Here is a 25,505-nt window from a genome sequence, read left to right on the forward strand (position 1 = left end):
GGTTGAAGGTGTGTTGAGAAGCATGCTGGACGTATCAGAAGTGCGAATGCTGACATGAGTAACGACAAGGGGAGTGAGAAGCTCCCCCGCCGGAAGACCAAGGGTTCCTGCGCAACGCTAATCGGCGCAGGGTGAGTCGGCCCCTAAGGTGAGGTCGAAAGACGTAATCGATGGGAAACAGGTCAATATTCCTGTACCCCTTCTGACTGCGATGGAGTGACGGAGAAGGCTAGGTCAGCGCAGCGTTGGTTGTCTGCGTTTAAGATCGTAGGCCGGGGATCCAGGCAAATCCGGATCCTCAAGGCCGAGAATTGATGACGAGGTTCTACGGAACTGAAGTGATTGATGCCATGCTTCCAGGAAAAACTTCTAAGCTTCAGGTCAGAAGGGACCGTACCCCAAACCGACACAGGTGGTCAGGTAGAGAATACCAAGGCGCTTGAGAGAACTCGGGTGAAGGAACTAGGCAAAATGGCACCGTAACTTCGGGAGAAGGTGCGCCGGCTTTGGTGATCGGACTTGCTCCGTAAGCTGAGGCTGGTCGAAGATACCAGGTGGCTGCGACTGTTTATTAAAAACACAGCACTGTGCAAACACGAAAGTGGACGTATACGGTGTGACGCCTGCCCGGTGCCGGAAGGTTAATTGATGGGGTTATCTTCGGAGAAGCTCTTGATCGAAGCCCCGGTAAACGGCGGCCGTAACTATAACGGTCCTAAGGTAGCGAAATTCCTTGTCGGGTAAGTTCCGACCTGCACGAATGGCGTAACGATGGCCACGCTGTCTCCACCCGAGACTCAGTGAAATTGAAATCGCTGTTAAGATGCAGCGTATCCGCGGCTAGACGGAAAGACCCCGTGAACCTTTACTACAGCTTCACAGTGGATCTTGATGTTGCTTGTGTAGGATAGGTGGGAGGCTTTGAAGCGGTGACGCCAGTCATCGTGGAGCCATCCTTGAAATACCACCCTGGCAATATTGAGGTTCTAACCCGGGTCCCGAAACGGGATCGGGGACATTGTGTGGTGGGTAGTTTGACTGGGGCGGTCTCCTCCCAAAGAGTAACGGAGGAGCACGAAGGTGTGCTAAGTACGGTCGGACATCGTACGGTTAGTGTAAAGGCACAAGCACGCTTGACTGCGAGAGGTACATCTCGAGCAGGTGCGAAAGCAGGTCTTAGTGATCCGGTGGTTCTGCATGGAAGGGCCATCGCTCAACGGATAAAAGGTACTCCGGGGATAACAGGCTGATACCGCCCAAGAGTTCACATCGACGGCGGTGTTTGGCACCTCGATGTCGGCTCATCACATCCTGGGGCTGAAGCCGGTCCCAAGGGTATGGCTGTTCGCCATTTAAAGTGGTACGCGAGCTGGGTTTAGAACGTCGTGAGACAGTTCGGTCCCTATCTGCCGTGGACGTTGGAAGTTTGAGAAGAGCTGCTCCTAGTACGAGAGGACCGGAGTGGACGGACCACTGGTGTTCGGGTTGTGTCGCCAGACGCATTGCCCGGTAGCTATGTTCGGACGGGATAACCGCTGAAAGCATCTAAGCGGGAAGCCCCCTTCAAGATGAGACTTCCCTGACTCCTAGAGAGTCCTGAAGAGCCGTTAAAGACTATGACGTTGATAGGTTGGGTGTGTAAGTGCTGTGAGGCATTGAGCTAACCAATACTAATGACTCGTGCGGCTTGACCATATAACGCCAAAGCGATTTGCGAATCAGTTGACAGTGGTCAGTGGCCAGTTGTCAGTTGGAGCCATACGCATAGAGTGTGAAGCAAGAAAGCAGCTTAATTAAAGGATTCCATCTAGAGACTGGTTTCTAGTCTCTAGTATCTAATTAGCCTGGCGACCATAGAAGGTTAGAACCACCTGATCCCATCCCGAACTCAGCAGTGAAATGACCGATCGCCGATGGTAGTGTGGGGTCTCCCCATGTGAGAGTAGGTCATCGCCAGGCACCATTATTTACCTTGAGTACGCTCAAGGCTGAAAATCCCGATAAAGCAATTTATCGGGATTTTTTTGTTGGCAAGTATGCAGTCAGGTTGTTGTTTAGTCACGAAGGAGTAGGGTAAGAGTTCAGATACTACTGTTCCCATGGGCTTGCAGATCTGCAGGGTCATGAATCAAACCAAAAGACGATGCGCTCTGCTTTACTCTTTTGTAGTTGGGCCAGGTCCTGAAAATAACCTTCACCCAGAGCCTCTCTGACAGTATGAGTAACGAACTCTTCTGGAACATGAGCCGCTTCAATGTTTCTGTCTCGCAAGGGCTTGTCATAGTTATAGGAAGTCGTTTCTGAAACGAACACCGGCAACAAATGAAAAAACACCATAATCGCGATCGCTTAAAGGTTTATAGTCCGGGATTTCTTCCCATTGCCCAAAATTATTTCTGAACTCAGCGTATGCATGTATGTCTGTACCCATAACTATTCAACCTCTGTGGTGATTTACCTCAGTTTTTCATAGTCAGCCGTTGTGTTAAGACGGTTGATACAATGACTTCTCCCCCATCATCTAGGAGGCTGTCCGAGAATAGCGCCCGTAGCGAGGATGGCAGAAAATTGAGGATAAAAAGTCGGAAATTTTTAGTGAATAGTGGTTCTATTTGCTAAAAATTTCCGACCTTTTAGACCAATTTGCTGCCACCGCAGTAGGGCAGTCTATTCTCGGACAGCCTCCTAGCTCATGGATTGGTATGGGAATATACAGAATGGCTAGGTGTAAGCTTTTACAGACACACCTGCGCATACTGATAATAATGTTTTCTGATAATTGGCCGTTGGCTGTTTTCCCGTCATTCAGACCTGCTGAACCAAAAAAAGTTTCAGACCATAGGCCTGATGAGCCAGATCATTATTTTTCGAGAACAAAACGCAAAAGCTCTCAAGTTTCTTTAAGACCATGCATTACAAACCTGTACTATACGTCATTGGACTTTTATTGATGACGCTGGCGGCACTGATGTGCATCCCGCTGTTTACCAATATTTTTTTTAATACGCCTGCTCACTACCTGGCTTTCACACTGTCGCCACTGCTGACGTTTGTCGTGGGTGGTATCTTATGCTGGTCGTGCAAAACAGAAGTCTTTGGATTCCGGTCCAGGGAGGTTTTCCTGCTGACCAACTCAAGCTGGATATTGGTCTGTGTGTTTGGTGCGCTGCCTTTTATTTTTGAAACAGAAATCAGCTTTACTGATGCATTCTTTGAAACCATGTCAGGCATTACCACCACGGGCTCTACGGTGCTGGTCGGTCTGGATAATATGAATCCGGGTATTTTGATGTGGCGCTCAGTCCTTCAATGGTTGGGGGGGATTGGCTTTATTGTCATGGCGGTTGCGGTTCTGCCTTTTCTTAAGGTGGGTGGTATGCGTCTGTTTCAGAGTGAGTCTTCCGACTGGTCGGAAAAAGTAATGCCCCGATCCGGTGTGATTGCCAAGCGGATCGTTCAGATATACCTGGGGTTGAGCGCATTGTGTGCCATGGCCTATTACATGGGAGGAATGACGGCTTTTGAAGCCATCAACCACGCAATGGCAACGCTCTCAACCGGTGGTTTCTCCACCTCCGATGCATCAATGGCACATTTTGACACCCCTGTCATCCACTGGGCTGGCATCATTTTTATGTTGCTGGGCAGTCTTCCCTTTGTTCTGTTAGTAAGATTTCTGTCGGGTAATGCCGAGCCGTTATGGAAAGATTGTCAGGTTCGGGGCTTTCTTAAGCTGATTGGGATTCTCTGGGTCACCATGACAGCCTGGTTAGTGCTGAACTCTGACTACGGCGTTTTTGCTGCACTGAATCTGGTTGCCTTCAATACGACATCTGTCATAAGTACCACTGGCTTTGCCCTTACCGACTACTCAATGTGGGGAGGCTTTGCCGGAGCTTCGTTTTTCTTCCTGAGTTTTATTGGCGGTTGCTCAGGCTCTACCACTGGCGGTGTAAAGATCTTTCGCTTTCAGCTGGGGCTGAGGCTGCTTAATGTGCAGCTGAAGCTGTTGAGCCACCCCCGGGCCTGCTTCAGCATGAAATACAATGGTCAGCCACTGACCTCTGATATTATTCGCTCATTTGTCGGGTTTACTTTTTTCTTTCTGATGCTGACAGGCATCATCACACTGCTACTCAGTTTGATGGGGCTGGACTTTATTACCAGCCTGACAGGAGCGGTCACAGCCATTGCCAACGTTGGGCCGGGGCTTGGAGACATTATTGGTCCTTCCGGTAACTTTGCACCACTGCCTGATATGGCCAAGTGGGTATTGGCAGCGGGCATGCTGATGGGACGATTGGAGGTCATTACCGTTCTGGTGATGTTTACGTCGGCGTATTGGCGACGATAAGACGCTATCTTTTCGCAAGCGTGATAAAAAGTTTACATAGCAGGCAGTTGAAAAAAACAATACGACCTTTATATTACATGTAATATTTGTTACATGTAATGGATTGCCTGATCACTGAACTGGTCAGGCAATCCACTAATACAGAGAGTTCATTCATGGCCTTGCGGAAAAACGCTGCACATTATCAGCGACAGTTTCGCTCCAGGATGAGAGAGCAGGGGCTGGTAAAAAAAGAAATCTGGATTATGCCAGAAAACGCCAGCCTGCTGCGGGACATTGAGCAGCAACTACGGCAAATCGATTCCTATCAACCACCAGGACCTACCATCATGACCCAGTCATCAAGTGTTTGGACGATTCAAAGCTTATACGAAGCGTTGGCTAATGACCCACTGAGTACCAGTGGTAATGCGGTGTTGAATCTGGTGGATGGGACTGAGCCCTGTCTGGAAATCAGTATGGTTGAGTTTGGTGATCTGCCTATCTACCTGACGGTTTCCGGGGAGCAGATCATTGCCGATGCGGTGCTCTGGCCTTTTTCACTGGTCAAGGACCCGGTTGCGTTAAATGATGAGGTTTTGCGTACTCACAAATTATTTCCGCTGTCGACGATCAGTCTGGATCGCTTTCCGGATGGCAATGAGTACTACACCATTTTTGGTGCACTGAGTTCATCGTCTTCACTGCAGAATATCGTGCAGGAAATAGAAACACTGGCAGCCAATGCCATCAAGGCGACAGAAGCCTATGGGAATCACCTGACTTCTGAGTCAGTGGCTTAATACCATCAAGCATTAAAACAGGTAAATACCATGAGCATTTGGAGTAAAGTGATGACGGCCCTGAAAGGGGCGACCAACGAAGTCGGTGAAGCGATTGCAGACAGCAATGCTTTGCGTATTCTGGATCAGGAAATTCGTGAGGCGAGTGATCAGCTGCAGCAGTCCAAGACTCAGTTGGCTGGCATCATGGCCAAGCAAAAACTCTCCTCACAAAAGTGTGCCGAGCTGAAGGAAAAAGTGGCTGAATATGAAGGCTACGCCATAAAAGCCCTGGATCAGGGCGATGAATCGCTGGCCACAGACGTTGCCAGCAAGATTGCCGAGTATGAGGCGCAGCTTCATTCAGAACTGGAAATGGAAAAGAGCTTTGCGGGCAGCATCGTCAGCCTGAAAAAGGCCATTACGGATGCAGAAGCCAACCTTCGTCGTCTCAAGCAGCAGGTTGATACGGTTAAAGCGACAGAGTCCGTACAAAAAGCACAGGCTGCCTGTGCCGCCAAACACAGCGGTGTTAACTCAAAAATGGCGACGGCAACGGATTCTCTGGAACGAATCAAACAACGGCAGGCAGAGAGGGCTGCCCAGATGGAAGCGGCCAGTGAACTTTCCGGTGATACTGCTGAGAATGATCTGCAGGCCAAACTCAAGGCGGCGGGTATCACCAAGGGTGATGCTGATGCCTCCAGCGTATTGGAACGTCTGAAGGCTCGTCAGGGTTAGTCATGATGGGGGTGAGGTAAACGCGGTCCCGATGCCGAGAAGAATGAACGCTGAGCCAGTCATCCATTTGCCCCACTGCATGCGTTGCTTGCAGTGGAGTATTTGTTTGCCAACACTGCCAGCAAACAGCCCAACAGCTGCATCAATCGGAAAGGCTACCAGCACAAACGTCAGGCCAAGCATTAAGATATCAATGTGAGCCGAGGGGCTCGACGGATCAATGAATTGTGGAAAAAAAGCCAGAAAAAAAAGAATGACTTTCGGATTCAGCACATCTGTAATCACACCCTGATAAAAAATCTTTTTCAGGGCGGCGTTGGAAATACACTGTTCATTGCTATGCTCACCTTTCGAAAAAAAGAGCGTTCCGATTCCCAGGTAACAGAGATAAGCCGCCCCGGCATATTTAATCAGCGAAAAGCCCATGGTGGATGAGGCTATCAGGGCAGATAGCCCGAGAGATGCAATGATAGTATGGATAAGCACACCGGTATGCACACCCAGTGCAGAAATGAATCCAGCCATGGCTCCCTGGGAAAGCCCACGGGTGGTGATATACAGTAAATCCGGACCCGGAGCCAGGGAAAGGATCAGGGTCGCTATCAGAAATAGCGCCAGTGATGACTCAGACATAACACGTTCTCTTTCTATTCGTAGCCATCTGTCAGGGGTTTAAGAGTATAGTCCCGATTTCTCTATCAAGCGTTTCAAAGGGTGGTTTGTTTTTATGATCTTTGACTGGTTTAAGCGTAAGAAAGAAGACGAAAGCAAGAGTGTTGTTTTACCATCGCCGCTTAATTTGCGGTTGGGAACTGCGGTTGAATTGGATTTGTTACCTTTCCAGATGATCCGTGAGCAGTTGGGATTCACCTTGCCAGAAGGGATTCAGACGATTGAGGCAGCAGGCTTCATTGATTTAGGGGCCGGTGCTTCGCTGTGCCGCTTTTATACGTCGGATGATGGCTTTATTCAGATATCAACCAGTGGCGGTTATGAAACGCAGAACATTGATGACATAAAATTCTTTGTCTTTGCACAAACCCATAATATTGCCAGTGAGAGCGGTGCGAGCCTTTGGGTCAGTGACTCCGGTTTGATTGGTGATAAGCACTTTGAGCTGAATGAAACAGATTACCGCCGGGTCTGGGATGAGGCGGTTCCCGGTCGGATTGAACCGGTCAATTTCACGGAAACGGTTCACAGTCGTGATGAGTCGGTAACGGCTTATGATGTAGACCATCTGGCCATGCTCTATCAGCGACAAATCAGTGGCAGTGAGCGTTATGAGTATCTTCTGGCGTCCCTTGAGTTCAGTGGTGAGGATGAAGCAACAGCTGTCGTAAGTTTAGGGTTTGATCTTGATCTTTCAGCCATGACGATCACTTGACCAATACGGCATGAATGAATTTCCGGTCTGGCAAGGGTATCCTTGTCAGTCAGTTCCAATAATGTTCAGGATGTAACAATATGATCGCCATTACCGACTATTTAGCCGGAGTTCCTCTTTTTCTTGCCTATTTTGCCGTTGCGCTGGTATTAACGGGGATTTATGTCCTGGTTTACACTTGGTGTACTCCCCATGAAGAGATGAAATTGATCAGGGCGGATGTGCCGGCTGCTGCCATTGCTTTTGCTGGCAGTTTAATCGGCTTTGTTCTGCCCCTGGCCAGTGTCATTGAAAACTCGATTGACCTGGTGGATATGGCGCTCTGGGGCGGTGTTGCCCTGATTGTTCAGTTGGCTACATTTTTTGGACTAAGACTGTTTATTCCGCAAATCTCAGAGCATATTGCAGACAATAAGCTGGCTTCTGGTATCTGGCTGGGGGGAGTATCAATCGCAGCCGGTTTATTGAACGCTGCCTGTTTGACCTATTAGTACCGGAGTTAAGGGAATAATGAAGCGTTCAAAGAAGTTGCAGCTTGCCATTATGGGAACCGCTCCGTTTGTGCTCAGTGGCTGCACAGATTCCGCCAGAGAAGCGCTGGTTTATAAAGACGTAGCCAGTTGCATCAGTGATGGCGTGATATCCGATTCAGTTTGCCGGTATGAACACAACAAGGCCTGGCAGAACCATTTAATGATGGCACCCAAATATAATGCCGCCTCAGACTGCCAGCAGGACTTCGGCACGACATGCCAGCAACTGGCTTCCGGAGAGTATATTCCAACCATGGAAGGCTTTATGCTTGCCGCAGAGCCTGGCTCGAGCAGAAGCTCTTTTACGGTTATTCCTCTCTATCTTGGGAGCGGCGGTTTTTTCCGGACGGGTAACTACGATAGGGTTGGCAGCAGTTATCAGCAGGGAAAGGTCATCGTTGATAAAAAAGCAACGGCCAAGCCTTCTTTGACCAAGCCTTCAATAAAAAGTACTACTATGAAGCGTGGTGGTTTTGGCAGCCGTTCTGCCGCAAGAGGAAGCTGGGGGGGATAATGCTGCGTATTACCTCTGCGCCAAGAAAAGATTGGACCAGACTGGCGGAGTCCCTTGGGTTTAAGTTCCACACCATTGGTGGGGAAGCCTATTGGGATGAGACTGCTTATTATCAGTTCACTATAAAGCAGGTCGAGCAGGATATTGAAGATCCTACCGCAGAGATCCACCAGATGTGCCTGCACCTTGTGGATAAAGCTGTGAATTCAGAACAACTGATGGAGCGTCTGCGAATTCCCCGATTTTTCTGGGACTATGTGCGTGAGTCCTGGTTGAGAAGGGATTCCCATCTGTATGGACGAATGGATTTCTCCTACGATGGTCAATCACCTGCAAAGTTCTATGAATATAACGCAGACACGCCTACGTCATTATATGAGTCTGCTTTTTTTCAATGGCTCTGGCTGGAGCAGATGGTGGAAGAGAAGAAGCTTCCGCCAGAGATCGATCAGTTCAATATCATTCAGGAAATGCTGATTGAAGCACTGGTGTTACTGAAAAAGCAGAAGATGGCCGGTGAGCCACTTTACTTCTCTTGCAGTCAAGACTCCGAAGAAGACTATGGAACGGTTGAATACTTCCGTGACTGTGCTGTTCAGGCAGGACTTGGTACACAGTTTATTTACACTGAGGACATCGGTATCAGTCCGGAGGGCCAGTTTACCGACCTGGAAGATAGAACCATTCCCGGAATGTTTAAACTCTACCCTTGGGAGTTTATGTTTGAAGAAGCGTTCGGGAGTTACCTTCCGGGCAGCGATACATTATTTTTTGAACCTCCGTGGAAGGCCATTCTGTCAAATAAGGCAATCCTTCCCCTTCTGTGGCAGGAATTCAAAGGACACCCTAATCTTTTACCCTGCTATTTCGAGGATGAAAAACCGGGAGATGACCTGGGAAGTCATTACGTTAAGAAACCGGTTTTTTCCAGAGAAGGTGCAAACATCGCGGTGATGGACAATGGTAAGACGACGGTGACCGTTGATGGGCCCTATGTCGATAGTGGCTATGTTCTACAGAAATATCAGCCTCTGCCGGTATTTGCCGGAAACCACACGCTGATCGGCAGCTGGGTTATTGCTGATCGTCCGGCAGGCATTGGTATAAGGGAAGATAACTCGGTGATAACCAGGGACAGCTCAAGGTTTGTGCCGCATGTGATCAGGGAGTAGTTAAAAAAAGACCCTGACTTCATAACGGAGCAGGGCCTTTGGTGAGTCATTTAAAAGTGGATGGATGCGGCAACGTAAGCTTGGCAAGAGTCGTTTACTTTCAGTTTGGTATCCTCAAGCCCCTGGAAATGGTTAGAAATGCCGTTGGTCAGGTATTTTACGCCAGCTTCCAGATCGATATTGTCAATCTGATAAATTACACCTGCCTGGGCTCCGTAGGCAAAACCCCATTTCTTTTTAAAACTGTCTTCAACTGTCTTGTCGTCGGGAGTAGTAAAGGAACCACTGGCTTTTGTTTCTGTGGCACCAAGGGTTAAACCAACAAACGGCTGAACATCCCATTCAGGCATAAATAGATAATCGGCAGAAACCAGAAGGTTAAGCTGCTTAATGTCGTGAACTTTAAAATCGACACCGTTAGAGCCCCATTGAGCGTCTTTCGGCTTAAGATAACCAGCAGTGAAATAGACTCTGGCCTCGTCATCCATAAAGCCGCCAAGGCGAAGCCCGAAAAAGCCAGTATTGTCACTGTCATCAACCGATGTGCCGGAACCGTCAAGCTTCACTTTGGTCTTGGCATAGCCTCCTTCAAGGCCAACAAAAATATCATTCTCCGACCAGCCATCATCCCACCCGGTAGCCAGGGCAAATGAAGAAACTGCAGAAACCGCAAGCGCGGTTAATAGTGACGTTATCTTTTTCATGGTTATTCCATATCAAATGTGTGTACAAGAAATTACAAGCCTTATCTATGTGCAATAGATCAGGCTCGAAATAAGGAAGCGTTGCTAAAATAGTTTAATTTCTGAGTAAATAAGATAGGACACCTTAAAGTTTGAACTCAGAGTAAATATTAAAAACAGCGTTTCGTTATTAATCAGTGAGTTTATATAGAACACAAATTTGGTTTCTGCCATTTTCATTTGGTGTACTAAAGAACAATTTTTATTAAGGGTGGTTGGTTCTAAAGCATAAACACGGGGAGTGTAAATTAAGAAACAGGTAAAATTTTTCTTTTGAATTTGATTGCTAAGGTAGATGTCTTGAATATATTTTGAATATTAAAATATGTCACTAAAACAGTTATGTAACTTTATTGTTGTTCAATAATATTTGTTTTTAATGTTTTTTTAGAATTATCAGATTAACATTGATAGCGGTTGTTCTAGCTTGATGCATTATGCGTTTTGTTGTGATGATGACAAAAAAGCCACAGAAAAGTGGCTGATATTCATAACTTTGCCTGGATATCAATTGAGCTCTATTTAATATGCTTGTCAGCTTCTTTAAAGAAGAGTGCCATATCATTCCACGGCGTTGTCTTTCTGAGAATGCGTCTGCAAGTTACTATCGTTTCAAAATAGGGGGTCTGTTTCTTCAGCTCAACCCAGCCGCTGATACCACTGTTCTTCATGATACAACTCGAATTAACTGAATAAATTCAGTGATGGGATAACGATAATTTCAGTATATGTCGGTGAAATTATTATAAAAATCAATAATACTTTGTGAGCCTATCAAGTATTCTTATGCCTTGATTCTGTTGATGGATAGGCTGTACATTAAATGCATATTACGCTTCGTCAGTTGGAAATATTTCGGGCGGTGGCTCAGTACGGAAGGGTGACTGGTGCTGCTGAGAGTTTGCATATTTCCCAACCGGCGGCCAGCATGGCGTTATCGGAACTGGAAAAGCACCTGGGGACACTGTTTGACCGTAATCAGGGCGCAGGTCTGAAGATGAATGATTCCGGTCGTGCCCTGTTGCCAAAGGCATCCGAATTGATTGATCGCGCAAAGGAGCTGGAAAACCAGTTTGCCGGGGATGGATCCTATGAGTCGGGTTCTCTGGTTTTGAATGCCAGCTCCACCATAGGCAATAACCTGTTGCCCAAAATGCTTGCCCGATTCCGGGAAAGTTATCCAGGTATCAGAATTGATCTGGAAATTGATAATACCCGCGTCATTGAGCAGCAGCTGCTGGATTTCAAGACAGATCTTGCGGTCGTCGAGGGTGTCTGCCTGCATCCGGATATCGAGGTAACCACATGGCTGGAAGATGAGCTGGTGGTTATTTGCAGCCCGGATCATCCATTGGCCAATAAGGGCAATATTCCACTCTCTTCACTGGCCAATGAGCTGTGGGTATTAAGAGAACCGGGCTCGGGTACGCGGGAACTGTTTGATGAGATGATTGCTACTCAGCTGCCGTCGCCTAAGGTTGCCATGGTGCTGAACCGTTCAGAAGCGGTGAAACAGGCGGTCAGTGACGGTGTTGGTATCGCCTGTATTTCAAGTCTGGCGGCAAAGTCCACTCTGGATACCGGGCATATGGCAACGATTGGGGTGACAGGGCTGAACCTGAAGCGTCATTTTTATCTATTGACCCATAAGAGAAAGTACAAAAGTGCAGTTTTTACTCAGCTGTGCCAATTCATCCTTGCAAGCAAGCCCTTTGAAAACGTTTGATTTTTATACACAGGGCATTTGATTTCTCAGACGCTGCTTTTACCGGCTAAATGTCAGGGCATATTCCCCTTTCCCTTATACGGCGCGTGCTGACCGGCTGTTCTACCGAATTCTATGTTTTATGACTTTGTGAAATATTAATTGGCAGGTATGGTTTCGGTTGAATATAGGTACTATTACCCATATACTGCGGCCGCTGGGATGTCAGAAATCATCAATCAAATAACAGGTGATGACATAATCCAACAAAATTTTACGCGGTGTGCATGCAATAATCTTTTGCTCCCCCTTTTCCTGATGAAAGCGGGGAAAGATAACTGAGCAGTAGTTAACGGAAGTATGTCAGAAGCAAAAGCCTGGAAGCAGCAGATAGCAATGGGTCGTGATGACTGGTCTGGATTTGCCAGCCGCAAGTCCGGTCGTTCTGATCATCGTCAATACATGTGGCTCCAACAGCCACCAGTGCATCGTGTTATTGTCGCCCAGTTGGTGGTATCTGCGGTGCTGGCCCTGGCACTGCTTCCTCTGGGAATCACTTTTACATTGTCTTCGTTTCTGGGAGGACTCTGTTGCTCACTGCCCAATGCGTATTTTGTATGGCGAGCGTTCCGCTATCGCGGCGCACGCTCGGCAAAACTGATTGTCAGCTCATTTTACCGTGGAGAAGCTGGCAAACTGGTACTGACCACAGCGGGTTTTATTCTGGTGTTTACCCTGGTTAAACCACTGGAACCCCTGGCACTGTTTGGAACCTTTATCATGGTTCAGGCAGTCAGCTGGTTTGCTCCATTGCTGGTGGTTCGTCGGCAAAAGCCAGTCAAGTAATGGTTGGTAAACAACGCCCCGCCCATGGCGGTTGATTGCTGAAAAGTGTTTAAGTGGAAAAGCTGCTTACGGCTTTGTCTGATTTCAGATCAGGCTCCTGGCAGCTTTGATATTGACAATGTAATGGATGATTAACAGGATTAGCCATGGCAAATACTGCTACTGAATACATACAGCACCACTTGCAGAATTTGACGTATGGTCAGCTGCCTGCTGGTTATCAGCGAATTGATGCTTATGGGCATCCTCAGGGGGTTCTGACCGAGCCAACCTGGACTTTTGCCCTGACCCCCGCTGAAGCCAAAGAAATGGGGTTCTGGGCAATTCATGTAGACAGCATGCTCTGGTCGGTATTCCTCGGCTTTGTGTTTGTTCTCCTGTTCCGCTTTGTGGCCAAAAATGCGACTGCCGGTGTTCCCGGTAAGCTGCAAAATGCCATTGAATCCATTGTCGAATTTGTGGACACCAGCGTTCGCGAATCCTTCCATGGCAAAAACCCACTGATTGCCCCCCTGGCCCTGACCATTTTTGTCTGGATCTTCTTCATGAACCTGATGGACCTGATTCCTGTGGACTGGATTCCCGGTCTGGCAACACTGGCAGGCATTCCCTACATGAAGATCGTGCCATCGACGGATCCGAACATCACCATGTCGATGTCGATCAGTGTCTTCTTCCTGATGCTCTTCTTCTGGATCAAGGTGAAAGGTGTGTCTGGCCTGTTTTCTGATCTGGCGCTGCACCCATTCTCCAGCAAGAATCCGCTGGCGAAGGTTATTCTGATTCCTGTCAACCTGCTGCTGGAAACGGTGTCCCTGTTAGCCAAACCCGTTTCCCTCGGGCTGCGACTGTTCGGCAATATGTATGCCGGTGAACTGATATTTATCCTGATTGCCATGATTGGCTGGGCACAGCTGCCACTGCATTTTGGCTGGGCTGTTCTGCACATTCTGGTTATTACCCTTCAGGCTTACATCTTCATGACCCTGACCATTGTTTATCTGAGCAGCGTTCATGAAGATCACTGAGTGAAAGGTAACCGGGCAGCATATCCTGTCAGGAGCGCTGCCCACTGGATAAATTAACTTTAACTAACCACTGAATCTCACAACACACGACCTGAAAAGTCGGGAGGAAATATGGAACTGGTAGTTGGTCTGACAGTAATCAGTGTTGCCATCATGCTGGGTGTAGCGGCGCTGGCAACGGGTATTGGCTTTGCCCTGCTGGGCGGCAAATTCCTGGAAGGGGTTGCCCGTCAGCCGGAAACTGCGCCTATGCTGCAAACCAAAATGTTCATCGTTGCGGGTCTGCTGGATGCGATCCCAATGATTGCCGTTGGTATTGCCCTGTTCTTCACCTTTGCTAACCCGTTCGTTGGACTGCTCTAAGCAAAGACGTTAATGCCCGACCAGGTGCCAAGCCACGCAGGTCGGTTCCCCTGGGAGCCGACCTGCGTTGAGAAAAGGCCAGGCTCTGAAAGGAGCCAACGACATTAACTAAAAGAGGTGTTGGCGTGAATTTAAATGCAACTCTGATCGGCCAATCCATCGCTTTTATGTTCTTTGTGTGGTTCTGCATGAAATATGTGTGGCCACCTCTGACCAAAGCGCTGAGTGACCGACAGCAAAAAATAGCCGATGGTCTGGCTGCTGCTGATAAAGCAGAAAAAGACCTGGCTCAGGCCAATGACAAGGTTGCTGACCTGCTGAAAGAAGCAAGAGCTGAAGCCCAGGGCATCATTGAGTCAGCCAACAAGCGCGCAAACCAGATTGTCGATGAAGCCAAAGAACAGGCCCGGGCTGAAGGTGACCGCCTGAAGGCCGCTGCTGCTGCTGAAATTGAGCAGGACGCTAACCGGGCTCGTGAAGCATTGCGTACGCAGGTGGCAAGCCTCGCTATTGCCGGTGCTGAACGGATTCTGGGTGAACGTCTGGACGAGGCAGCGAACAGCAAGCTGGTTGATGATCTGGCGGCGGAACTTTAAGAGGGCTGGAGATCATGGAATTAACAACCTGTGCCCGTCCCTACGCCAAAGCGGCATTTGAATATGCCCGTGATGCATCACGTTTGAGCGAATGGTCTGACATGCTGTCGCTCTGTGCCAGTGTGAGTGCATACCAGAAAGTGGTTGAGCTGCTGGGCAATCCGCAACTGAGTGGTGCGCAACAGGCAGAAACCATTATCGGACTGTGTCAGGGCGACGGTTCACTGGATCAGCCGTTTGAGAATTATCTTCGGGTATTGTCAGAACATCGTCGTCTGCAACTGCTGCCTGAAATCGCTGTCCTGTTTGCCCGGTTGAGAGCGGAAGAAGAACGTTCCCAGCAGGTGCAGGTGACGTCAGCGTATCCCCTGAGTCAGGAGCAGCAAGATAAACTGGCAGAAAAAATGGCGGCCAGACTTGGACGTTCTGTGCAACTGGTGACAGAGATCGACAGTAGCATTTTAGGTGGCGTTATCGTCAAAGCGGGTGACCTGGTCATTGATGGCAGTCTCCGTGCCCGGCTGGGCAAGCTCGCCGATGCGATGATTTCCTGAGTAATCAATACAGCCTTGAGCTCAACAATAGAGAGTAGGAGGCCGCGGCGCTCATGAGCCCAAAGGTGCAGTTTTTCACTCAGGCTTCTGTCAGGTGCCAACAGCAATAGTGCCCAGGGCGGAATAAGCCATCGGGTTGAGAATCAATAAAACTGTACGTTTGTGGTTAAGTGGGGCAGGTAAGCTATGCAGCAACTGAATCCTTCCGAGATCAGTGACATCATCAAGAGCAGAATCGAGCAGCTTGATGTGTCCAGTGAAGCCCAGAATGAGGGCACGATTGTCAGCGTAACTGACGGTATTGTACGTATTCATGGTCTGGCGGATGCCATGTACGGGGAGATGATCAAGTTCCCGGGCAATGTCTACGGTATGGCACTGAACCTTGAGCGTGACTCTGTCGGTGCAGTGGTCCTGGGTGACTACGGCGATCTGGCGGAAGGCCAGACCGTTCAGTGCACCGGTCGAATTCTTGAAGTACCCGTGGGCAATGAACTGCTCGGGCGTGTGGTTGATGCCCTGGGTAACCCCATTGATGGTAAAGGTGCCTTGCAAACCGGGCAAACCTCTCCCCTGGAAAAAGTAGCACCCGGCGTTATTGCCCGTCAGTCGGTGGATGAGCCGGTGCAGACCGGCTACAAGGCCGTTGACTCCATGGTGCCCATCGGCCGTGGCCAGCGTGAGCTGATCATCGGTGACCGTCAGACCGGTAAAACCGCCCTGGCGATCGACGCCATCATTAACCAGAAAGGCACCGGCGTTAAGTGTGTCTATGTTGCTGTGGGTCAGAAGCAGTCCACCATTGCCAACGTGGTGCGCAAGCTGGAAGAGCACGGTGCCATGGACCACACCATTGTGGTGGCAGCCGGTGCGGCTGATCCGGCGGCCATGCAGTTCCTGGCACCGTTTGCCGGCTGCTCCATGGGGGAATACTTCCGTGACCGTGGTGAAGATGCCCTGATCGTCTACGATGACCTGACCAAACAGGCCTGGGCTTATCGTCAGATTTCCCTGCTGCTCCGTCGTCCACCGGGCCGTGAAGCTTATCCTGGCGATGTCTTCTACCTGCACTCCCGTCTGCTGGAGCGTGCGGCACGGGTGAACGCGGATTACGTTGAGAAGTTCACCAACGGTGAAGTAAAAGGCAAGACCGGTTCCCTGACCGCACTGCCCATCATCGAAACCCAGGCGGGTGACGTATCGGCCTTCGTACCCACCAACGTTATCTCCATTACCGATGGTCAGATCTTCCTTGAAACCGACCTGTTCAACGCCGGTATCCGTCCTGCCATGAACGCCGGTGTCTCGGTATCGCGGGTAGGTGGTGCAGCCCAGACCAAGATCATCAAGAAGCTCGGCGGTGGTATCCGTCTGGCCCTGGCCCAGTACCGTGAACTGCAGGCGTTTGCCCAGTTTGCTTCTGACCTGGATGAAGCCACCCGTAAGCAGCTGGAGCATGGTCAGCGGGTTACTGAGCTGATGAAACAGACCCAGTACGCCCCCATGTCGGTAGCGGAAATGGGACTGGTTATCTTTGCCGCTGAGAAAGGGTTCCTGGCAGATGTGGCCCTGAACAAGATTGGTGACTTTGAAGCCGCCCTGATCAGCTATGCCAACGCTGAGCACAGTGCGCTGATGGCGACCATCAATGAGTCCGGGGACTACAACGGCGAGATTGAAGCAGGCCTTAAAGAAGTCATTGAGAAGTTCAAGGCCACCCAGACATGGTGATCAGTTGTCAGTGGGCAGTTGTCAGTGGGCAGTGAACAGCCTGACTGGCAACTGGCCACCCATAACTGACCACTGATCACTGACAACTGGAAACTGATTATGGCCGGGGCAAAAGAGATACGGACGCAGATATCGTCCATTAAAAGCACACAGAAAATTACCAGCGCCATGGAAATGGTGGCTGCCAGCAAGATGCGTAAGGCCCAGGAGCGGATGGAAACCAGCCGCCCCTATGCTGAGCGTATTCGTCAGGTGGTAGGACACATCGCCAACGCGAATGCAGAGTACGAACACAGCTTTATGGTTGAGCGTGACGTCAAACGGGTTGGCTTCATTATCGTCTCTACTGACCGTGGTCTCTGCGGTGGCTTGAACATTAACCTGTTCAAGAAGACCGTAGAAAGCATGAAGGCGTGGACTGACCAGGGTGTCGGCATCGACCTCTGTCTGATTGGCAGCAAGGCTGCCGCCTTTTTTCGCAGCTATGGTGGTAACGTCGTGGCAGCCATGGCGCATATTGGGGACTCACCCAACATTGCCGACCTGATTGGCGGGGTCAAAGTGATGCTGGACCGTTACGACGAGGGGCAAATTGACCGTCTGTTTGTGGTGCACAACGACTTCGTCAACACCATGACCCAAACGCCGCAAGTGCAGCAACTGCTGCCATTGGTACCGGATGATGACGCGTCCCTGAAGAGACCCTGGGACTACCTGTATGAGCCTGATGCCAAAGAGCTGCTGGATGGTCTGCTGGTACGTTATATCGAGTCTCAGGTGTTCCAGGCGGTGGTTGAAAATAATGCCTGTGAACAGGCGGCTCGAATGGTGGCCATGAAGAGTGCCACCGATAACGCCGGAAACCTGATTGATGACCTGCAGTTGGTCTACAACAAGGCCCGTCAGGCTGCGATCACACAGGAATTGTCTGAAATTGTCAGCGGTGCTGCGGCTGTTTAAAAGCGTGGCCGTTTAAAAGATTAAGGGGTGAGGAAAGACTATGAGTAGCGGTCGTATCGTACAAATTATCGGTGCCGTCATCGACGTCGAATTCCCACGGGACAGCGTGCCCAAAGTGTATGACGCACTGAATGTTGATGGAAAGGATCTGGTACTGGAAGTTCAGCAGCAGCTGGGTGATGGTGTCGTTCGTTCCATTGCCATGGGTTCTACCGAAGGGGTTGCCCGTGGTTTGAACGTTGCCAACACGGGAGCACCGATTCAGGTGCCAGTGGGTACCAAAACCCTGGGACGTATCATGGACGTCCTGGGTAATCCTATTGATGAAAAAGGCCCTATCGGGGAAGAAGAGAGAGCGGCCATTCACCGTAAGGCACCCAGTTACGCGGACCAGGCCGCCACCAACGAGCTGCTGGAAACCGGGATCAAGGTCATCGACCTGGTTTGCCCATTTGCCAAAGGTGGTAAGGTGGGTCTGTTCGGTGGTGCCGGTGTGGGTAAAACCGTCAACATGATGGAGCTGATCCGCAACATCGCCATCGAGCACTCCGGTTACTCGGTATTTGCCGGTGTCGGTGAGCGTACCCGGGAAGGTAACGACTTCTACCATGAAATGACCGACTCCAACGTTATCGACAAAGTATCGCTGGTGTACGGCCAGATGAACGAGCCACCCGGAAACCGTCTGCGTGTCGCCCTGACCGGTCTGACCATGGCGGAAAAATTCCGTGATGAAGGCCGTGACGTACTGCTGTTCATTGATAACATCTACCGTTACACCCTGGCGGGCACCGAAGTATCGGCACTGCTGGGCCGTATGCCGTCTGCGGTAGGTTACCAGCCAACCCTGGCGGAAGAGATGGGCGTACTGCAGGAACGTATTACCTCCACCAAGACCGGTTCCATCACATCTATTCAGGCGGTATACGTACCGGCGGATGACTTGACTGACCCATCCCCTGCAACGACATTCTCCCACCTGGATGCCACCGTAGTACTGAGCCGTGATATCGCTTCCAAGGGTATCTACCCGGCGATTGACCCACTGGACTCCACCTCCCGTCAGCTGGACCCTCTGGTCATTGGCCAGGAGCACTACGACGTTGCCCGTGGTGTGCAGACAGTACTGCAGCGCTATAAAGAGCTGAAAGACATCATTGCCATTCTGGGTATGGACGAACTGTCTGAAGAAGACAAGCAGACCGTATCCCGCGCCCGTAAGATTGAGCGATTCCTGTCTCAGCCCTTCTTCGTAGCAGAAGTATTCACCGGCTCTCCGGGTAAATATGTGCCATTGAAAGACACCATTCGTGCCTTCAAGGGCATTCTGGAAGGTGAGTTTGATGCGCTGCCAGAACAGGCTTTCTATATGGTCGGTTCCATTGACGAAGCGGTTGAAAAAGCCAAGTCTATGTAAATAAGACCGCTGCCCGAAAAGACGCATGTTCCTACGGGAGGCGGGCAGTGGGCAATTCTGAGGAGATAGCACCCAATGGCATCAACCGTAGATTGTGACATCGTTAGTGCCGAGCAGGAGATCTTCAAAGGTCAGGTAGAGATGTTGATTGCTACCGGCTCCATGGGAGACCTGGGCATTACCCCAGGGCATACTCCGCTGCTGACCGAACTGAGACCCGGACCGATCCGACTCATTACCCAAAATGGTGAAGAAGAGGTTTTCTACGTGTCCGGTGGCTTCCTGGAAGTCCAGCCAAACCAGGTCAAGATCCTGGCGGATACGGCACTGCGAGCCGACGACATGAATGAAGCGGCGGCTGAAGAAGCCAAGCGTCAGGCAGAAAAAGCCCTGGAACACCAAAGTGGCGAATTCGACTACTCCAGGGCAGCCACCCAACTGGCTGAAGCGGCTGCCCAGCTCAGAACCCTTCAGGCGGTTCGCAAGAAACTGGGCAAATAAGTTCAGTTCTTGTGCTGTCAAAGAGCCCTGCTTTTGCAGGGTTTTTTTATGATGAAATCATATCTTGATTTTTATCTTATTAATCATTGAGTTAACAAATAACGCTACTTTATGGAGACTAAAGTTTAATAGTAAATAGTATTTAGTGAGCTTACCTTATCGTATCAAGACACTTCTTATGGGCAAACCTATACCAAGCATTTGAGTAATAACTCAATAGTGGATAATTACTTCACATCAACCTGATTAATTTGTTGAAGTACTCAATAAATCAAGGAAGAATTAATTATGAACTCATCAGCTATCATACCTGAAAAAACCGCTCGGCAAGTTACTTTTAGTCCTGAAGATGCTCATAAGACAAAAGGCAGAAAGAAAAAATGGGCAGGATTGAAAGTAAGAAAAATGGCAGCAAACTCTTTTGAAAAACTGACGATTAAGCTTCAGATGAAGTTACCACACAAAACTTTCTCCAACCTGTTTGGAAAATTAGCTGAATGCAAAACAAAGGTTATAAAAAACTGGTTAATCCGCAAATTTATCTGGATGCATAACATTAATCTTCAAGAGGCTACTAAAAAGCGAGCTGAAGATTTTGAATGTTTCAATGACTTTTTTACTAGAAAGTTGGAAAAAGATGCACGACCCATTGCTTCAATGACAGAAGTTGCCTCACCTGTTGATGGAACAATTAGCCAGGCCGGGAAAATAGATTCAGGAGAACTTATCCAGGCCAAAGGGCATACATACAATATCAAAGATTTATTAGGTGGAGATCAGGAGCTTTCTGATGCTTTCCAAGGGGGGAGTTTTGCCAATATCTATTTATCACCCGGTGATTATCACCGTTTTCACATGCCCATATCCGGCAAACTGAAAAAGACGATCCATATTCCGGGTAAGCTATATTCCGTTAGTCCCAAATCGGCAAAAAATATTGATAATTTGTTCGTCAAGAATGAGCGGTTAGTTTGTATTTTTGATACAGCCCAGGGCCCTATGGCAATGATTATGGTAGGGGCAATTAATGTATCCAGTATTGAAACCGTTTGGGAGAATGGGATAATTGAGCCTCATAGAAAAGGTGGGAAGCGTGCGCACATTCATGAAAAGAGTTTTAATGATTTACCCTTTCGTATTGGAGATGATCTGGGGGCGTTTCGTATTGGCTCAACCGTGATATGTCTTTTTGGAAAAGATAAGGTTGATTGGCAAGAGAGTTTAATCACAGGTAAGAAAATTAAAATGGGAGAGGCAATAGGCTCTCTTAAATAAGCATAGAAAACTGGTAAACATCATCCTCAGTCACTGGTCAGGAGGTTTCGCTATGATACACCTGAATGAGACCGAAGCCGCTTCCGGAAAAAAAGCCCTGATGTATTCCCATGCATAAATGGCTGTTTGTTTTGATGAATGTGCACTCTGTGCCAAAAAAATCGGATTCTGGAACCTTCTTCTTATATTCGCTATAGTTCGCGCCTTCCATTATCAGATGCAAGACCTCTATGCCAGTAAATCAACCCTTATTACCATCCATGCAATACGATGCCGTTATTATTGGAGCGGGGGCTTCCGGGTTGATGTGTGCACTGACGGCAGGTGATCGCGGCCGAAAGGTGCTGGTCATCGACCATGCCAATAAGATTGGCAAGAAAATTCTGATTTCCGGCGGTGGCCGCTGCAACTACACCAATATGTACGCTGAACCGGCAAACTACCTCTCCCAAAATCCCCATTTCTGTAAATCGGCACTGGCCCGCTACACCCAGTGGGATTTTCAGGCGCTGGTGGATAAGCACCAGATTCCCTGGCATGAGAAAACCCTGGGGCAGCTGTTCTGCAACCAGCAATCCAGCGATATCGTAGAGATGCTGGTGGAAGAGTGCAGAAAGTCCGGTGTCGCCACTCGCCTGAAGACAGCATTACATCACGTTAAACCATTGGATGATGAAGAAGGCTTTACGCTGGATACGACATTGGGAGAAATCCGCTGCACATCGTTAGTAGTGGCCACCGGTGGCTTGTCATTCCCCACCATGGGCGCTTCCGGTCTTGGCTATGAACTGGCCGAGCAGTTCGGTCATCATTTAATTGAAAGGGTGCCAGGCCTGGTGCCATTCACCATGGACAAACAGTGGCTGGCCCACTTTATTGAGTTATCCGGTGTGAGTGCCGATGTCATCGCCAGCTGCAATGGCCAGAGCTTTCGGGAGAATGTCCTCTTTACCCACCGAGGGCTGAGTGGGCCTGCCATATTGCAGATCTCCTCCTACTGGCGGCCTGGCGATAAAGTTTCCATCAACTGGCTACCGGGTATCGCCATAGAGGACTGGTTGAATGAACTCAGAGAAGCAAAACCCAGGGCTGAAATTCGCTCAGTACTCTCAGATAAATTAACCAAACGTCTGACAACCGCTCTATGCACTTATGGAGAGCTGCAAAAATTGACAGACAGTGGTCGTAAACCCATGAACCAGTTTTCTGCAACTGAGCTGCAACGCCTGGCCGAAAACCTGGAATCCTGGGTATTTATGCCAGCGGGCACCGAAGGTTATAAAAAAGCCGAAGTCACTCTGGGCGGCGTAGCTACCAACAATATTTCATCGAAAACCTTCGAAAGCCAGAACCAGCCAGGTCTTTATTTTGTGGGTGAAGTACTGGATGTCACCGGCCACCTCGGCGGGTTCAACTTCCAGTGGGCCTGGGCTTCGGGATATTGTGCCGGGCTGTACGTATAAATTTGTATAATCCTAATAAATCGTGCACGTAAACAATATATCATGCACATAGACAGTGAATCGTACACACTAAACTTCGATTGTTCTGTATGCGTCAGAACCAGCAGCTGGAATTGCGTAAGTTTGACGAACAGTGGCGGCACTTCACCGACCTACGCATTGCCCTGGATCTGAATGATGGGGTAAAGGTGAACTATGGCAAGTTTGGTACACTGTTGGCTAATGTGAAGGACGTGACGGGAGTGAAAGGATAATGGGCAACACACATCCGATGTGGATCGACCATATCCGGGTTGAAAACTTCAAGTCCCTGGTGGGTTTGACCTATCCCTGCATAGCTTCAACTGCCTGATAGGGCTCAATGGTGCCGGTAAGTCCACAGTGTTGCAGTTTATGGATTTTCTGGCCCAACAGGTCAAAGGTGATATTAAGGGATGGCTTGAAGAGCGTGACTGGAAAGCTTCTGAGCTGACCAGTCGCCTTGGCAAAAGCAGGAAGAAGCTGATCTTGTTTACCGTGAGCATGCACTTGATGGATGGGTCCATGACGACCTGGGAAGCGGTATTTAACACAGATCAGCAGCGTTGTACCCAGGAAAAGATTGTGCTGGATTGTGTGAACTTCACAACGTATACGCTTCTTACGGTGGCTGATGGCGCTTACACCCTGGGTAATATCCACCAGCCCATCCGTTTCTCCTACCAGGGGTCAATTCTTTCCCAGTTGCTCGACAAGGAGCTGTCTGATGAGCTGAAAGTGTTCAAATTGTTCTTCCGGCAATTTCGTTCTCTGGAATTGCTGGCTCCCCAGTTTTTGCGGCAAAAAGCCAGAAACAGTGAAGGAGAAATGGGGTTGGGTGGACAAAGAATGTCTGCCTATATCCATGAGATGTCTCAGGAATATAAAAATGCACTGCGGGACCGTTTGAAAAAGGCCTATCCAAGACTTCAGGAGATTAAAACCCGGTCAATACGATCCGGCTGGAAAGCACTGAATATCGCCGAGGTCTTCGAACATCAGGAGCTGCCAACGGAAGCTCGCCATGTTAACGACGGTATGTTGCGAATTATGGCCATTCTGGCCCAGCTGATGACCGAGCACAGTTTTATGGCCTTTGATGAGATTGAGAACGGCATCAATCCAGAGCTTATCGAGTTTTTGATTGATACATTGGTGCAGGCGGAGCAGCAGGTTCTGGTATCGACTCACAGCCCGATGATTCTCAATTTTATGGAGGACGATATTGCAACCAGAAGCGTGCAGTATCTCTACAAAACGGCGGAAGGGTATACCCGGGCTATCCCGTTTTTCTCCATTCCCTCTCTGAAAGAAAAGCTTGCAGTAATGGGACCCGGAGAGGCTTTTATTGATACTGACCTGAATCGACTGGTTGATGAAATCAACTCACTGTAACAGGGGTTACCGATGTATTTGCTGTTCAGTGGTGAGGGCCCTACCGATATGGGGCAAGGCACGGTCGCGAATGAAGTCTGTGAAGGCGAGCAGTTTCAGCCAGGCCCGATGGCCTGGTTTGCCGATCAGTGGGTAGAGCGCAAATCCTACCTTTCTCATATTGAGCACGACTTGTGTGGGTTTATCCCCAAATCGCAACTGGAAGCAAGAGCCAAAGCCAACACCTCCAGAAAAGCCATGGGGCTGCGTGGCAAAAAACACCCCGAACATGAGACACGTTGCTATTACAAAAATGCCAAGGCTATGGCTCAAATTGCAAAAGAAAGGCTGCTATTTGCAGAGCAATGGTAAAAACATTGAAATCTGATGGTAAGGCATATTGCTGAATAATAGCGTGCCCGTTAGCAAGATTGGTTAAGTTACTTGAAATATACGTCTTTGATCATATATTTGAAGTTATATATTCTGATTTATTGATCTGTGTGGACACAACCTGTCCATCCATTGTTGTATTATTAGGTGTCTTTTAGTGGTTTGTGGTCTATCGGTACCTGATGAGAAATACCTTTCTTGCCAATCGTCTTGCTGACATTATTCTGCTTGCTCATAGCGGCCAACCCTTGAAAATTCAAGAGTTGGCAGAGCGGTATAGTGTCTGCACAAAAACCATTCGCAGGGATTTGGATCGTCTTGGCACGGCTTTGGATCGTTGTCCGATCACTGGTACTTATAGGCTTACATCGACATCGACTCATGTATTCAACGAGCATGACTTGGTTAGCCTTATCGACAGGCTTGGTTTAAAAAAGGCTCTTCCTCACAAAACTGCAAGGTTTCTGATCAATTTTGTCAACCAGAATACCGGTGGTTGTTACCATTTTCAGGAAGCACCTCTGGAAATGGATTTTATTGAGTCACTCCATACGCTCATTGAAAAAGCCATTCAGAGTAAGCGAGAAGTTCAATTTCTATACAAGAACAAAACTCGTAAAGTTAATCCTTACATGATGGTGTTCTACCGGGGAAGTTGGTATCTGGCTGCTACTGCAGAAGGTGTTCTGAAAGCATTTTCTCTTGCGCGCATTAAGCTGGCATCTTTAGGAAATGAGCACTTTGCTATTGATGAAGCTATTATCAAACAGATCAAAGAGCATGACTCTGTCTGGTTTGGTCAACCCGAATTTGAAGTTACGCTTGAAGTTCACCCTGATGTGGCATTCTTTTTTGAGAGAAAGGCGCTCCTACCCAGACAGGAGATTCTTGAGAAAAAGCCGGATGGCACGCTGATTATCCGGGCTTGCGCTTGGAGTTATTCACAGATCGTTCCCCTTGTTCAGAGCTGGATTCCCAATATCAAGGTCATCTCACCCAGGAAACTGCACCAACATATTCAGCAGAATTTTACCCAGTGGTTAGCCAGTTCAGGCAATATTTCGGATTAAGTTATT

At 48.9% G+C, this 25,505-nt stretch carries 26 protein-coding genes, 2 rRNA genes and 1 pseudogene (1 of these 29 cut by a window edge); 26 read left to right on the forward strand and 3 right to left on the reverse strand.

Annotated elements, in window-relative coordinates:
- Together ACO6UX_RS02465 and rrf are read left to right on the forward strand one after the other, a co-directional pair.
- Nucleotides 1-1,695 (forward strand): 23S ribosomal RNA (locus ACO6UX_RS02465); it begins 1,195 nt to the left of the window's first position.
- Between the two features lie 148 nt (nt 1,696-1,843).
- Nucleotides 1,844-1,959: ribosomal RNA gene (rrf, locus tag ACO6UX_RS02470) — 5S ribosomal RNA — on the forward strand.
- A 162-nt stretch (nt 1,960-2,121) separates the two neighbouring features.
- On the opposite strand, the gene ACO6UX_RS02475 is transcribed toward rrf, so the two are convergent.
- A complete protein-coding gene (locus ACO6UX_RS02475; protein WP_422444536.1) occupies nt 2,122-2,337 on the reverse strand; it encodes a hypothetical protein in 216 nt (71 codons plus the stop codon).
- A 571-nt stretch (nt 2,338-2,908) separates the two neighbouring features.
- On the opposite strand from ACO6UX_RS02475, the gene ACO6UX_RS02480 reads away from it, so the two are divergent.
- From ACO6UX_RS02480 to ACO6UX_RS02490, 3 genes are all read left to right on the forward strand, one after another.
- On the forward strand, nt 2,909-4,354 hold the full coding sequence (locus ACO6UX_RS02480; protein WP_422444538.1) for a TrkH family potassium uptake protein: 1,446 nt from the start codon (nt 2,909-2,911) through the stop codon (nt 4,352-4,354).
- 155 nt (nt 4,355-4,509) lie between these two features.
- Nucleotides 4,510-5,136 (forward strand): YjfI family protein, encoded by a 627-nt coding sequence (locus ACO6UX_RS02485; protein ID WP_422444540.1) that lies wholly within the window; start codon nt 4,510-4,512, stop codon nt 5,134-5,136.
- 30 nt (nt 5,137-5,166) lie between these two features.
- Nucleotides 5,167-5,856 carry a PspA/IM30 family protein gene (locus ACO6UX_RS02490; protein ID WP_269672200.1) on the forward strand — a complete coding sequence of 230 codons (690 nt, stop codon included), beginning with the start codon at nt 5,167-5,169 and terminating at the stop codon, nt 5,854-5,856.
- Here ACO6UX_RS02490 and ACO6UX_RS02495 read toward each other — a convergent pair whose 3' ends face one another.
- Complete coding sequence (locus ACO6UX_RS02495) at nt 5,857-6,489, reverse strand: LysE family translocator (protein ID WP_422444542.1); 633 nt, start codon at nt 6,487-6,489, stop codon at nt 5,857-5,859. It abuts the gene before it with no gap.
- 94 nt (nt 6,490-6,583) lie between these two features.
- Between ACO6UX_RS02495 and ACO6UX_RS02500 the strand changes: the two genes are divergently transcribed.
- The 4 genes from ACO6UX_RS02500 to ACO6UX_RS02515 all read left to right on the forward strand — a co-directional run bounded on the left by ACO6UX_RS02500 (nt 6,584) and on the right by ACO6UX_RS02515 (nt 9,462).
- Nucleotides 6,584-7,243 carry a DUF2491 family protein gene (locus ACO6UX_RS02500; protein WP_422444544.1) on the forward strand — a complete coding sequence of 220 codons (660 nt, stop codon included), beginning with the start codon at nt 6,584-6,586 and terminating at the stop codon, nt 7,241-7,243.
- Between the two features lie 80 nt (nt 7,244-7,323).
- The gene (locus tag ACO6UX_RS02505) at nt 7,324-7,734 is read left to right on the forward strand and encodes a DUF350 domain-containing protein (RefSeq protein ID WP_101747451.1); all 411 of its coding nucleotides are present in this window, start codon (nt 7,324-7,326) and stop codon (nt 7,732-7,734) included.
- A gap of 19 nt (nt 7,735-7,753) precedes the next feature.
- Nucleotides 7,754-8,290: a DUF1190 domain-containing protein gene (locus ACO6UX_RS02510; protein WP_422444546.1), complete on the forward strand. Its 537-nt coding sequence runs from the start codon at nt 7,754-7,756 to the stop codon at nt 8,288-8,290.
- Nucleotides 8,290-9,462 carry a glutathionylspermidine synthase family protein gene (locus ACO6UX_RS02515; protein ID WP_422444548.1) on the forward strand — a complete coding sequence of 391 codons (1,173 nt, stop codon included), beginning with the start codon at nt 8,290-8,292 and terminating at the stop codon, nt 9,460-9,462. The genes ACO6UX_RS02510 and ACO6UX_RS02515 overlap by 1 nt, the downstream gene beginning before the upstream one ends.
- 50 nt (nt 9,463-9,512) lie before the next feature.
- Here the strand turns inward: ACO6UX_RS02515 and ACO6UX_RS02520 are convergent, their stop codons facing one another.
- Nucleotides 9,513-10,166 (reverse strand): outer membrane beta-barrel protein, encoded by a 654-nt coding sequence (locus ACO6UX_RS02520; RefSeq protein ID WP_422444550.1) that lies wholly within the window; start codon nt 10,164-10,166, stop codon nt 9,513-9,515.
- 862 nt (nt 10,167-11,028) lie between these two features.
- On the opposite strand from ACO6UX_RS02520, the gene ACO6UX_RS02525 reads away from it, so the two are divergent.
- The 17 genes and pseudogenes from ACO6UX_RS02525 to ACO6UX_RS02605 all read left to right on the forward strand — a co-directional run bounded on the left by ACO6UX_RS02525 (nt 11,029) and on the right by ACO6UX_RS02605 (nt 25,499).
- Entirely contained in the window at nt 11,029-11,931 is a 903-nt protein-coding gene (locus ACO6UX_RS02525) for a LysR substrate-binding domain-containing protein (RefSeq protein ID WP_422444552.1), read from the forward strand.
- 339 nt (nt 11,932-12,270) lie between these two features.
- Nucleotides 12,271-12,756 carry an ATP synthase subunit I gene (locus ACO6UX_RS02530; protein ID WP_422444554.1) on the forward strand — a complete coding sequence of 162 codons (486 nt, stop codon included), beginning with the start codon at nt 12,271-12,273 and terminating at the stop codon, nt 12,754-12,756.
- A gap of 146 nt (nt 12,757-12,902) precedes the next feature.
- Entirely contained in the window at nt 12,903-13,784 is an 882-nt protein-coding gene (gene atpB, locus ACO6UX_RS02535; protein WP_422444556.1) for a F0F1 ATP synthase subunit A, read from the forward strand.
- A gap of 111 nt (nt 13,785-13,895) precedes the next feature.
- A complete protein-coding gene (gene atpE, locus ACO6UX_RS02540) occupies nt 13,896-14,147 on the forward strand; it encodes a F0F1 ATP synthase subunit C (RefSeq protein ID WP_020581950.1) in 252 nt (83 codons plus the stop codon).
- A 125-nt stretch (nt 14,148-14,272) separates the two neighbouring features.
- Nucleotides 14,273-14,743 carry a F0F1 ATP synthase subunit B gene (locus ACO6UX_RS02545; protein WP_101747445.1) on the forward strand — a complete coding sequence of 157 codons (471 nt, stop codon included), beginning with the start codon at nt 14,273-14,275 and terminating at the stop codon, nt 14,741-14,743.
- 11 nt (nt 14,744-14,754) lie between these two features.
- Nucleotides 14,755-15,297: a F0F1 ATP synthase subunit delta gene (locus ACO6UX_RS02550; RefSeq protein ID WP_422444742.1), complete on the forward strand. Its 543-nt coding sequence runs from the start codon at nt 14,755-14,757 to the stop codon at nt 15,295-15,297.
- Between the two features lie 186 nt (nt 15,298-15,483).
- Nucleotides 15,484-17,028 carry a F0F1 ATP synthase subunit alpha gene (gene atpA, locus ACO6UX_RS02555; protein ID WP_209276722.1) on the forward strand — a complete coding sequence of 515 codons (1,545 nt, stop codon included), beginning with the start codon at nt 15,484-15,486 and terminating at the stop codon, nt 17,026-17,028.
- Between the two features lie 99 nt (nt 17,029-17,127).
- Complete coding sequence (gene atpG, locus ACO6UX_RS02560) at nt 17,128-17,988, forward strand: F0F1 ATP synthase subunit gamma (RefSeq protein ID WP_101747442.1); 861 nt, start codon at nt 17,128-17,130, stop codon at nt 17,986-17,988.
- 40 nt (nt 17,989-18,028) lie between these two features.
- Nucleotides 18,029-19,405 (forward strand): F0F1 ATP synthase subunit beta, encoded by a 1,377-nt coding sequence (gene atpD, locus ACO6UX_RS02565; protein WP_101747441.1) that lies wholly within the window; start codon nt 18,029-18,031, stop codon nt 19,403-19,405.
- Between the two features lie 75 nt (nt 19,406-19,480).
- Nucleotides 19,481-19,906 carry a F0F1 ATP synthase subunit epsilon gene (locus ACO6UX_RS02570; protein WP_163369859.1) on the forward strand — a complete coding sequence of 142 codons (426 nt, stop codon included), beginning with the start codon at nt 19,481-19,483 and terminating at the stop codon, nt 19,904-19,906.
- 288 nt (nt 19,907-20,194) lie between these two features.
- Nucleotides 20,195-21,181 carry an archaetidylserine decarboxylase gene (gene asd / locus ACO6UX_RS02575; protein WP_422444560.1) on the forward strand — a complete coding sequence of 329 codons (987 nt, stop codon included), beginning with the start codon at nt 20,195-20,197 and terminating at the stop codon, nt 21,179-21,181.
- A gap of 230 nt (nt 21,182-21,411) precedes the next feature.
- Complete coding sequence (locus tag ACO6UX_RS02580) at nt 21,412-22,644, forward strand: NAD(P)/FAD-dependent oxidoreductase (protein ID WP_422444562.1); 1,233 nt, start codon at nt 21,412-21,414, stop codon at nt 22,642-22,644.
- An 89-nt stretch (nt 22,645-22,733) separates the two neighbouring features.
- Nucleotides 22,734-22,898: a hypothetical protein gene (locus tag ACO6UX_RS02585; RefSeq protein ID WP_422444564.1), complete on the forward strand. Its 165-nt coding sequence runs from the start codon at nt 22,734-22,736 to the stop codon at nt 22,896-22,898.
- Nucleotides 22,899-23,037: 139 nt separating this feature from the next.
- Nucleotides 23,038-24,057 carry an AAA family ATPase gene (locus ACO6UX_RS02590; protein WP_422444566.1) on the forward strand — a complete coding sequence of 340 codons (1,020 nt, stop codon included), beginning with the start codon at nt 23,038-23,040 and terminating at the stop codon, nt 24,055-24,057.
- Between the two features lie 12 nt (nt 24,058-24,069).
- Nucleotides 24,070-24,408, forward strand: a complete 339-nt coding sequence (locus ACO6UX_RS02595; RefSeq protein WP_422444568.1) for a hypothetical protein — start codon at nt 24,070-24,072, stop codon at nt 24,406-24,408.
- A 269-nt stretch (nt 24,409-24,677) separates the two neighbouring features.
- Nucleotides 24,678-24,725 (forward strand): annotated as a pseudogene (locus ACO6UX_RS02600) (hypothetical protein); the annotation flags it as partial.
- A gap of 105 nt (nt 24,726-24,830) precedes the next feature.
- Nucleotides 24,831-25,499, forward strand: a complete 669-nt coding sequence (locus tag ACO6UX_RS02605; RefSeq protein WP_422444744.1) for a WYL domain-containing protein — start codon at nt 24,831-24,833, stop codon at nt 25,497-25,499.
- Nucleotides 25,500-25,505: the final 6 nt, after the last annotated feature.

This window comes from Endozoicomonas sp. ALB091, assembly GCF_049310265.1.
Lineage (GTDB): Bacteria > Pseudomonadota > Gammaproteobacteria > Pseudomonadales > Endozoicomonadaceae > Endozoicomonas.

Excerpts from the sequence above, each read along its gene's own strand:
- ACO6UX_RS02475 (WP_422444536.1), bottom strand. The coding sequence starts at position 2,337 with ATGGTGTTTTTTCATTTGTTGCCGGTGTTCGTTTCAGAAACGACTTCC.
- ACO6UX_RS02480 (WP_422444538.1), top strand. The coding sequence starts at position 2,909 with ATGCATTACAAACCTGTACTATACGTCATTGGACTTTTATTGATGACG.
- ACO6UX_RS02485 (WP_422444540.1), top strand. The coding sequence starts at position 4,510 with ATGGCCTTGCGGAAAAACGCTGCACATTATCAGCGACAGTTTCGCTCC.
- ACO6UX_RS02490 (WP_269672200.1), top strand. The coding sequence starts at position 5,167 with ATGAGCATTTGGAGTAAAGTGATGACGGCCCTGAAAGGGGCGACCAAC.
- ACO6UX_RS02495 (WP_422444542.1), bottom strand. The coding sequence starts at position 6,489 with ATGTCTGAGTCATCACTGGCGCTATTTCTGATAGCGACCCTGATCCTT.
- ACO6UX_RS02500 (WP_422444544.1), top strand. The coding sequence starts at position 6,584 with ATGATCTTTGACTGGTTTAAGCGTAAGAAAGAAGACGAAAGCAAGAGT.
- ACO6UX_RS02505 (WP_101747451.1), top strand. The coding sequence starts at position 7,324 with ATGATCGCCATTACCGACTATTTAGCCGGAGTTCCTCTTTTTCTTGCC.
- ACO6UX_RS02510 (WP_422444546.1), top strand. The coding sequence starts at position 7,754 with ATGAAGCGTTCAAAGAAGTTGCAGCTTGCCATTATGGGAACCGCTCCG.
- ACO6UX_RS02515 (WP_422444548.1), top strand. The coding sequence starts at position 8,290 with ATGCTGCGTATTACCTCTGCGCCAAGAAAAGATTGGACCAGACTGGCG.
- ACO6UX_RS02520 (WP_422444550.1), bottom strand. The coding sequence starts at position 10,166 with ATGAAAAAGATAACGTCACTATTAACCGCGCTTGCGGTTTCTGCAGTT.
- ACO6UX_RS02525 (WP_422444552.1), top strand. The coding sequence starts at position 11,029 with ATGCATATTACGCTTCGTCAGTTGGAAATATTTCGGGCGGTGGCTCAG.
- ACO6UX_RS02530 (WP_422444554.1), top strand. The coding sequence starts at position 12,271 with ATGTCAGAAGCAAAAGCCTGGAAGCAGCAGATAGCAATGGGTCGTGAT.
- atpB (WP_422444556.1), top strand. The coding sequence starts at position 12,903 with ATGGCAAATACTGCTACTGAATACATACAGCACCACTTGCAGAATTTG.
- atpE (WP_020581950.1), top strand. The coding sequence starts at position 13,896 with ATGGAACTGGTAGTTGGTCTGACAGTAATCAGTGTTGCCATCATGCTG.
- atpA (WP_209276722.1), top strand. The coding sequence starts at position 15,484 with ATGCAGCAACTGAATCCTTCCGAGATCAGTGACATCATCAAGAGCAGA.
- atpG (WP_101747442.1), top strand. The coding sequence starts at position 17,128 with ATGGCCGGGGCAAAAGAGATACGGACGCAGATATCGTCCATTAAAAGC.
- atpD (WP_101747441.1), top strand. The coding sequence starts at position 18,029 with ATGAGTAGCGGTCGTATCGTACAAATTATCGGTGCCGTCATCGACGTC.
- ACO6UX_RS02570 (WP_163369859.1), top strand. The coding sequence starts at position 19,481 with ATGGCATCAACCGTAGATTGTGACATCGTTAGTGCCGAGCAGGAGATC.
- asd (WP_422444560.1), top strand. The coding sequence starts at position 20,195 with ATGAACTCATCAGCTATCATACCTGAAAAAACCGCTCGGCAAGTTACT.
- ACO6UX_RS02580 (WP_422444562.1), top strand. The coding sequence starts at position 21,412 with ATGCCAGTAAATCAACCCTTATTACCATCCATGCAATACGATGCCGTT.
- ACO6UX_RS02585 (WP_422444564.1), top strand. The coding sequence starts at position 22,734 with ATGCGTCAGAACCAGCAGCTGGAATTGCGTAAGTTTGACGAACAGTGG.
- ACO6UX_RS02590 (WP_422444566.1), top strand. The coding sequence starts at position 23,038 with ATGGATTTTCTGGCCCAACAGGTCAAAGGTGATATTAAGGGATGGCTT.
- ACO6UX_RS02595 (WP_422444568.1), top strand. The coding sequence starts at position 24,070 with ATGTATTTGCTGTTCAGTGGTGAGGGCCCTACCGATATGGGGCAAGGC.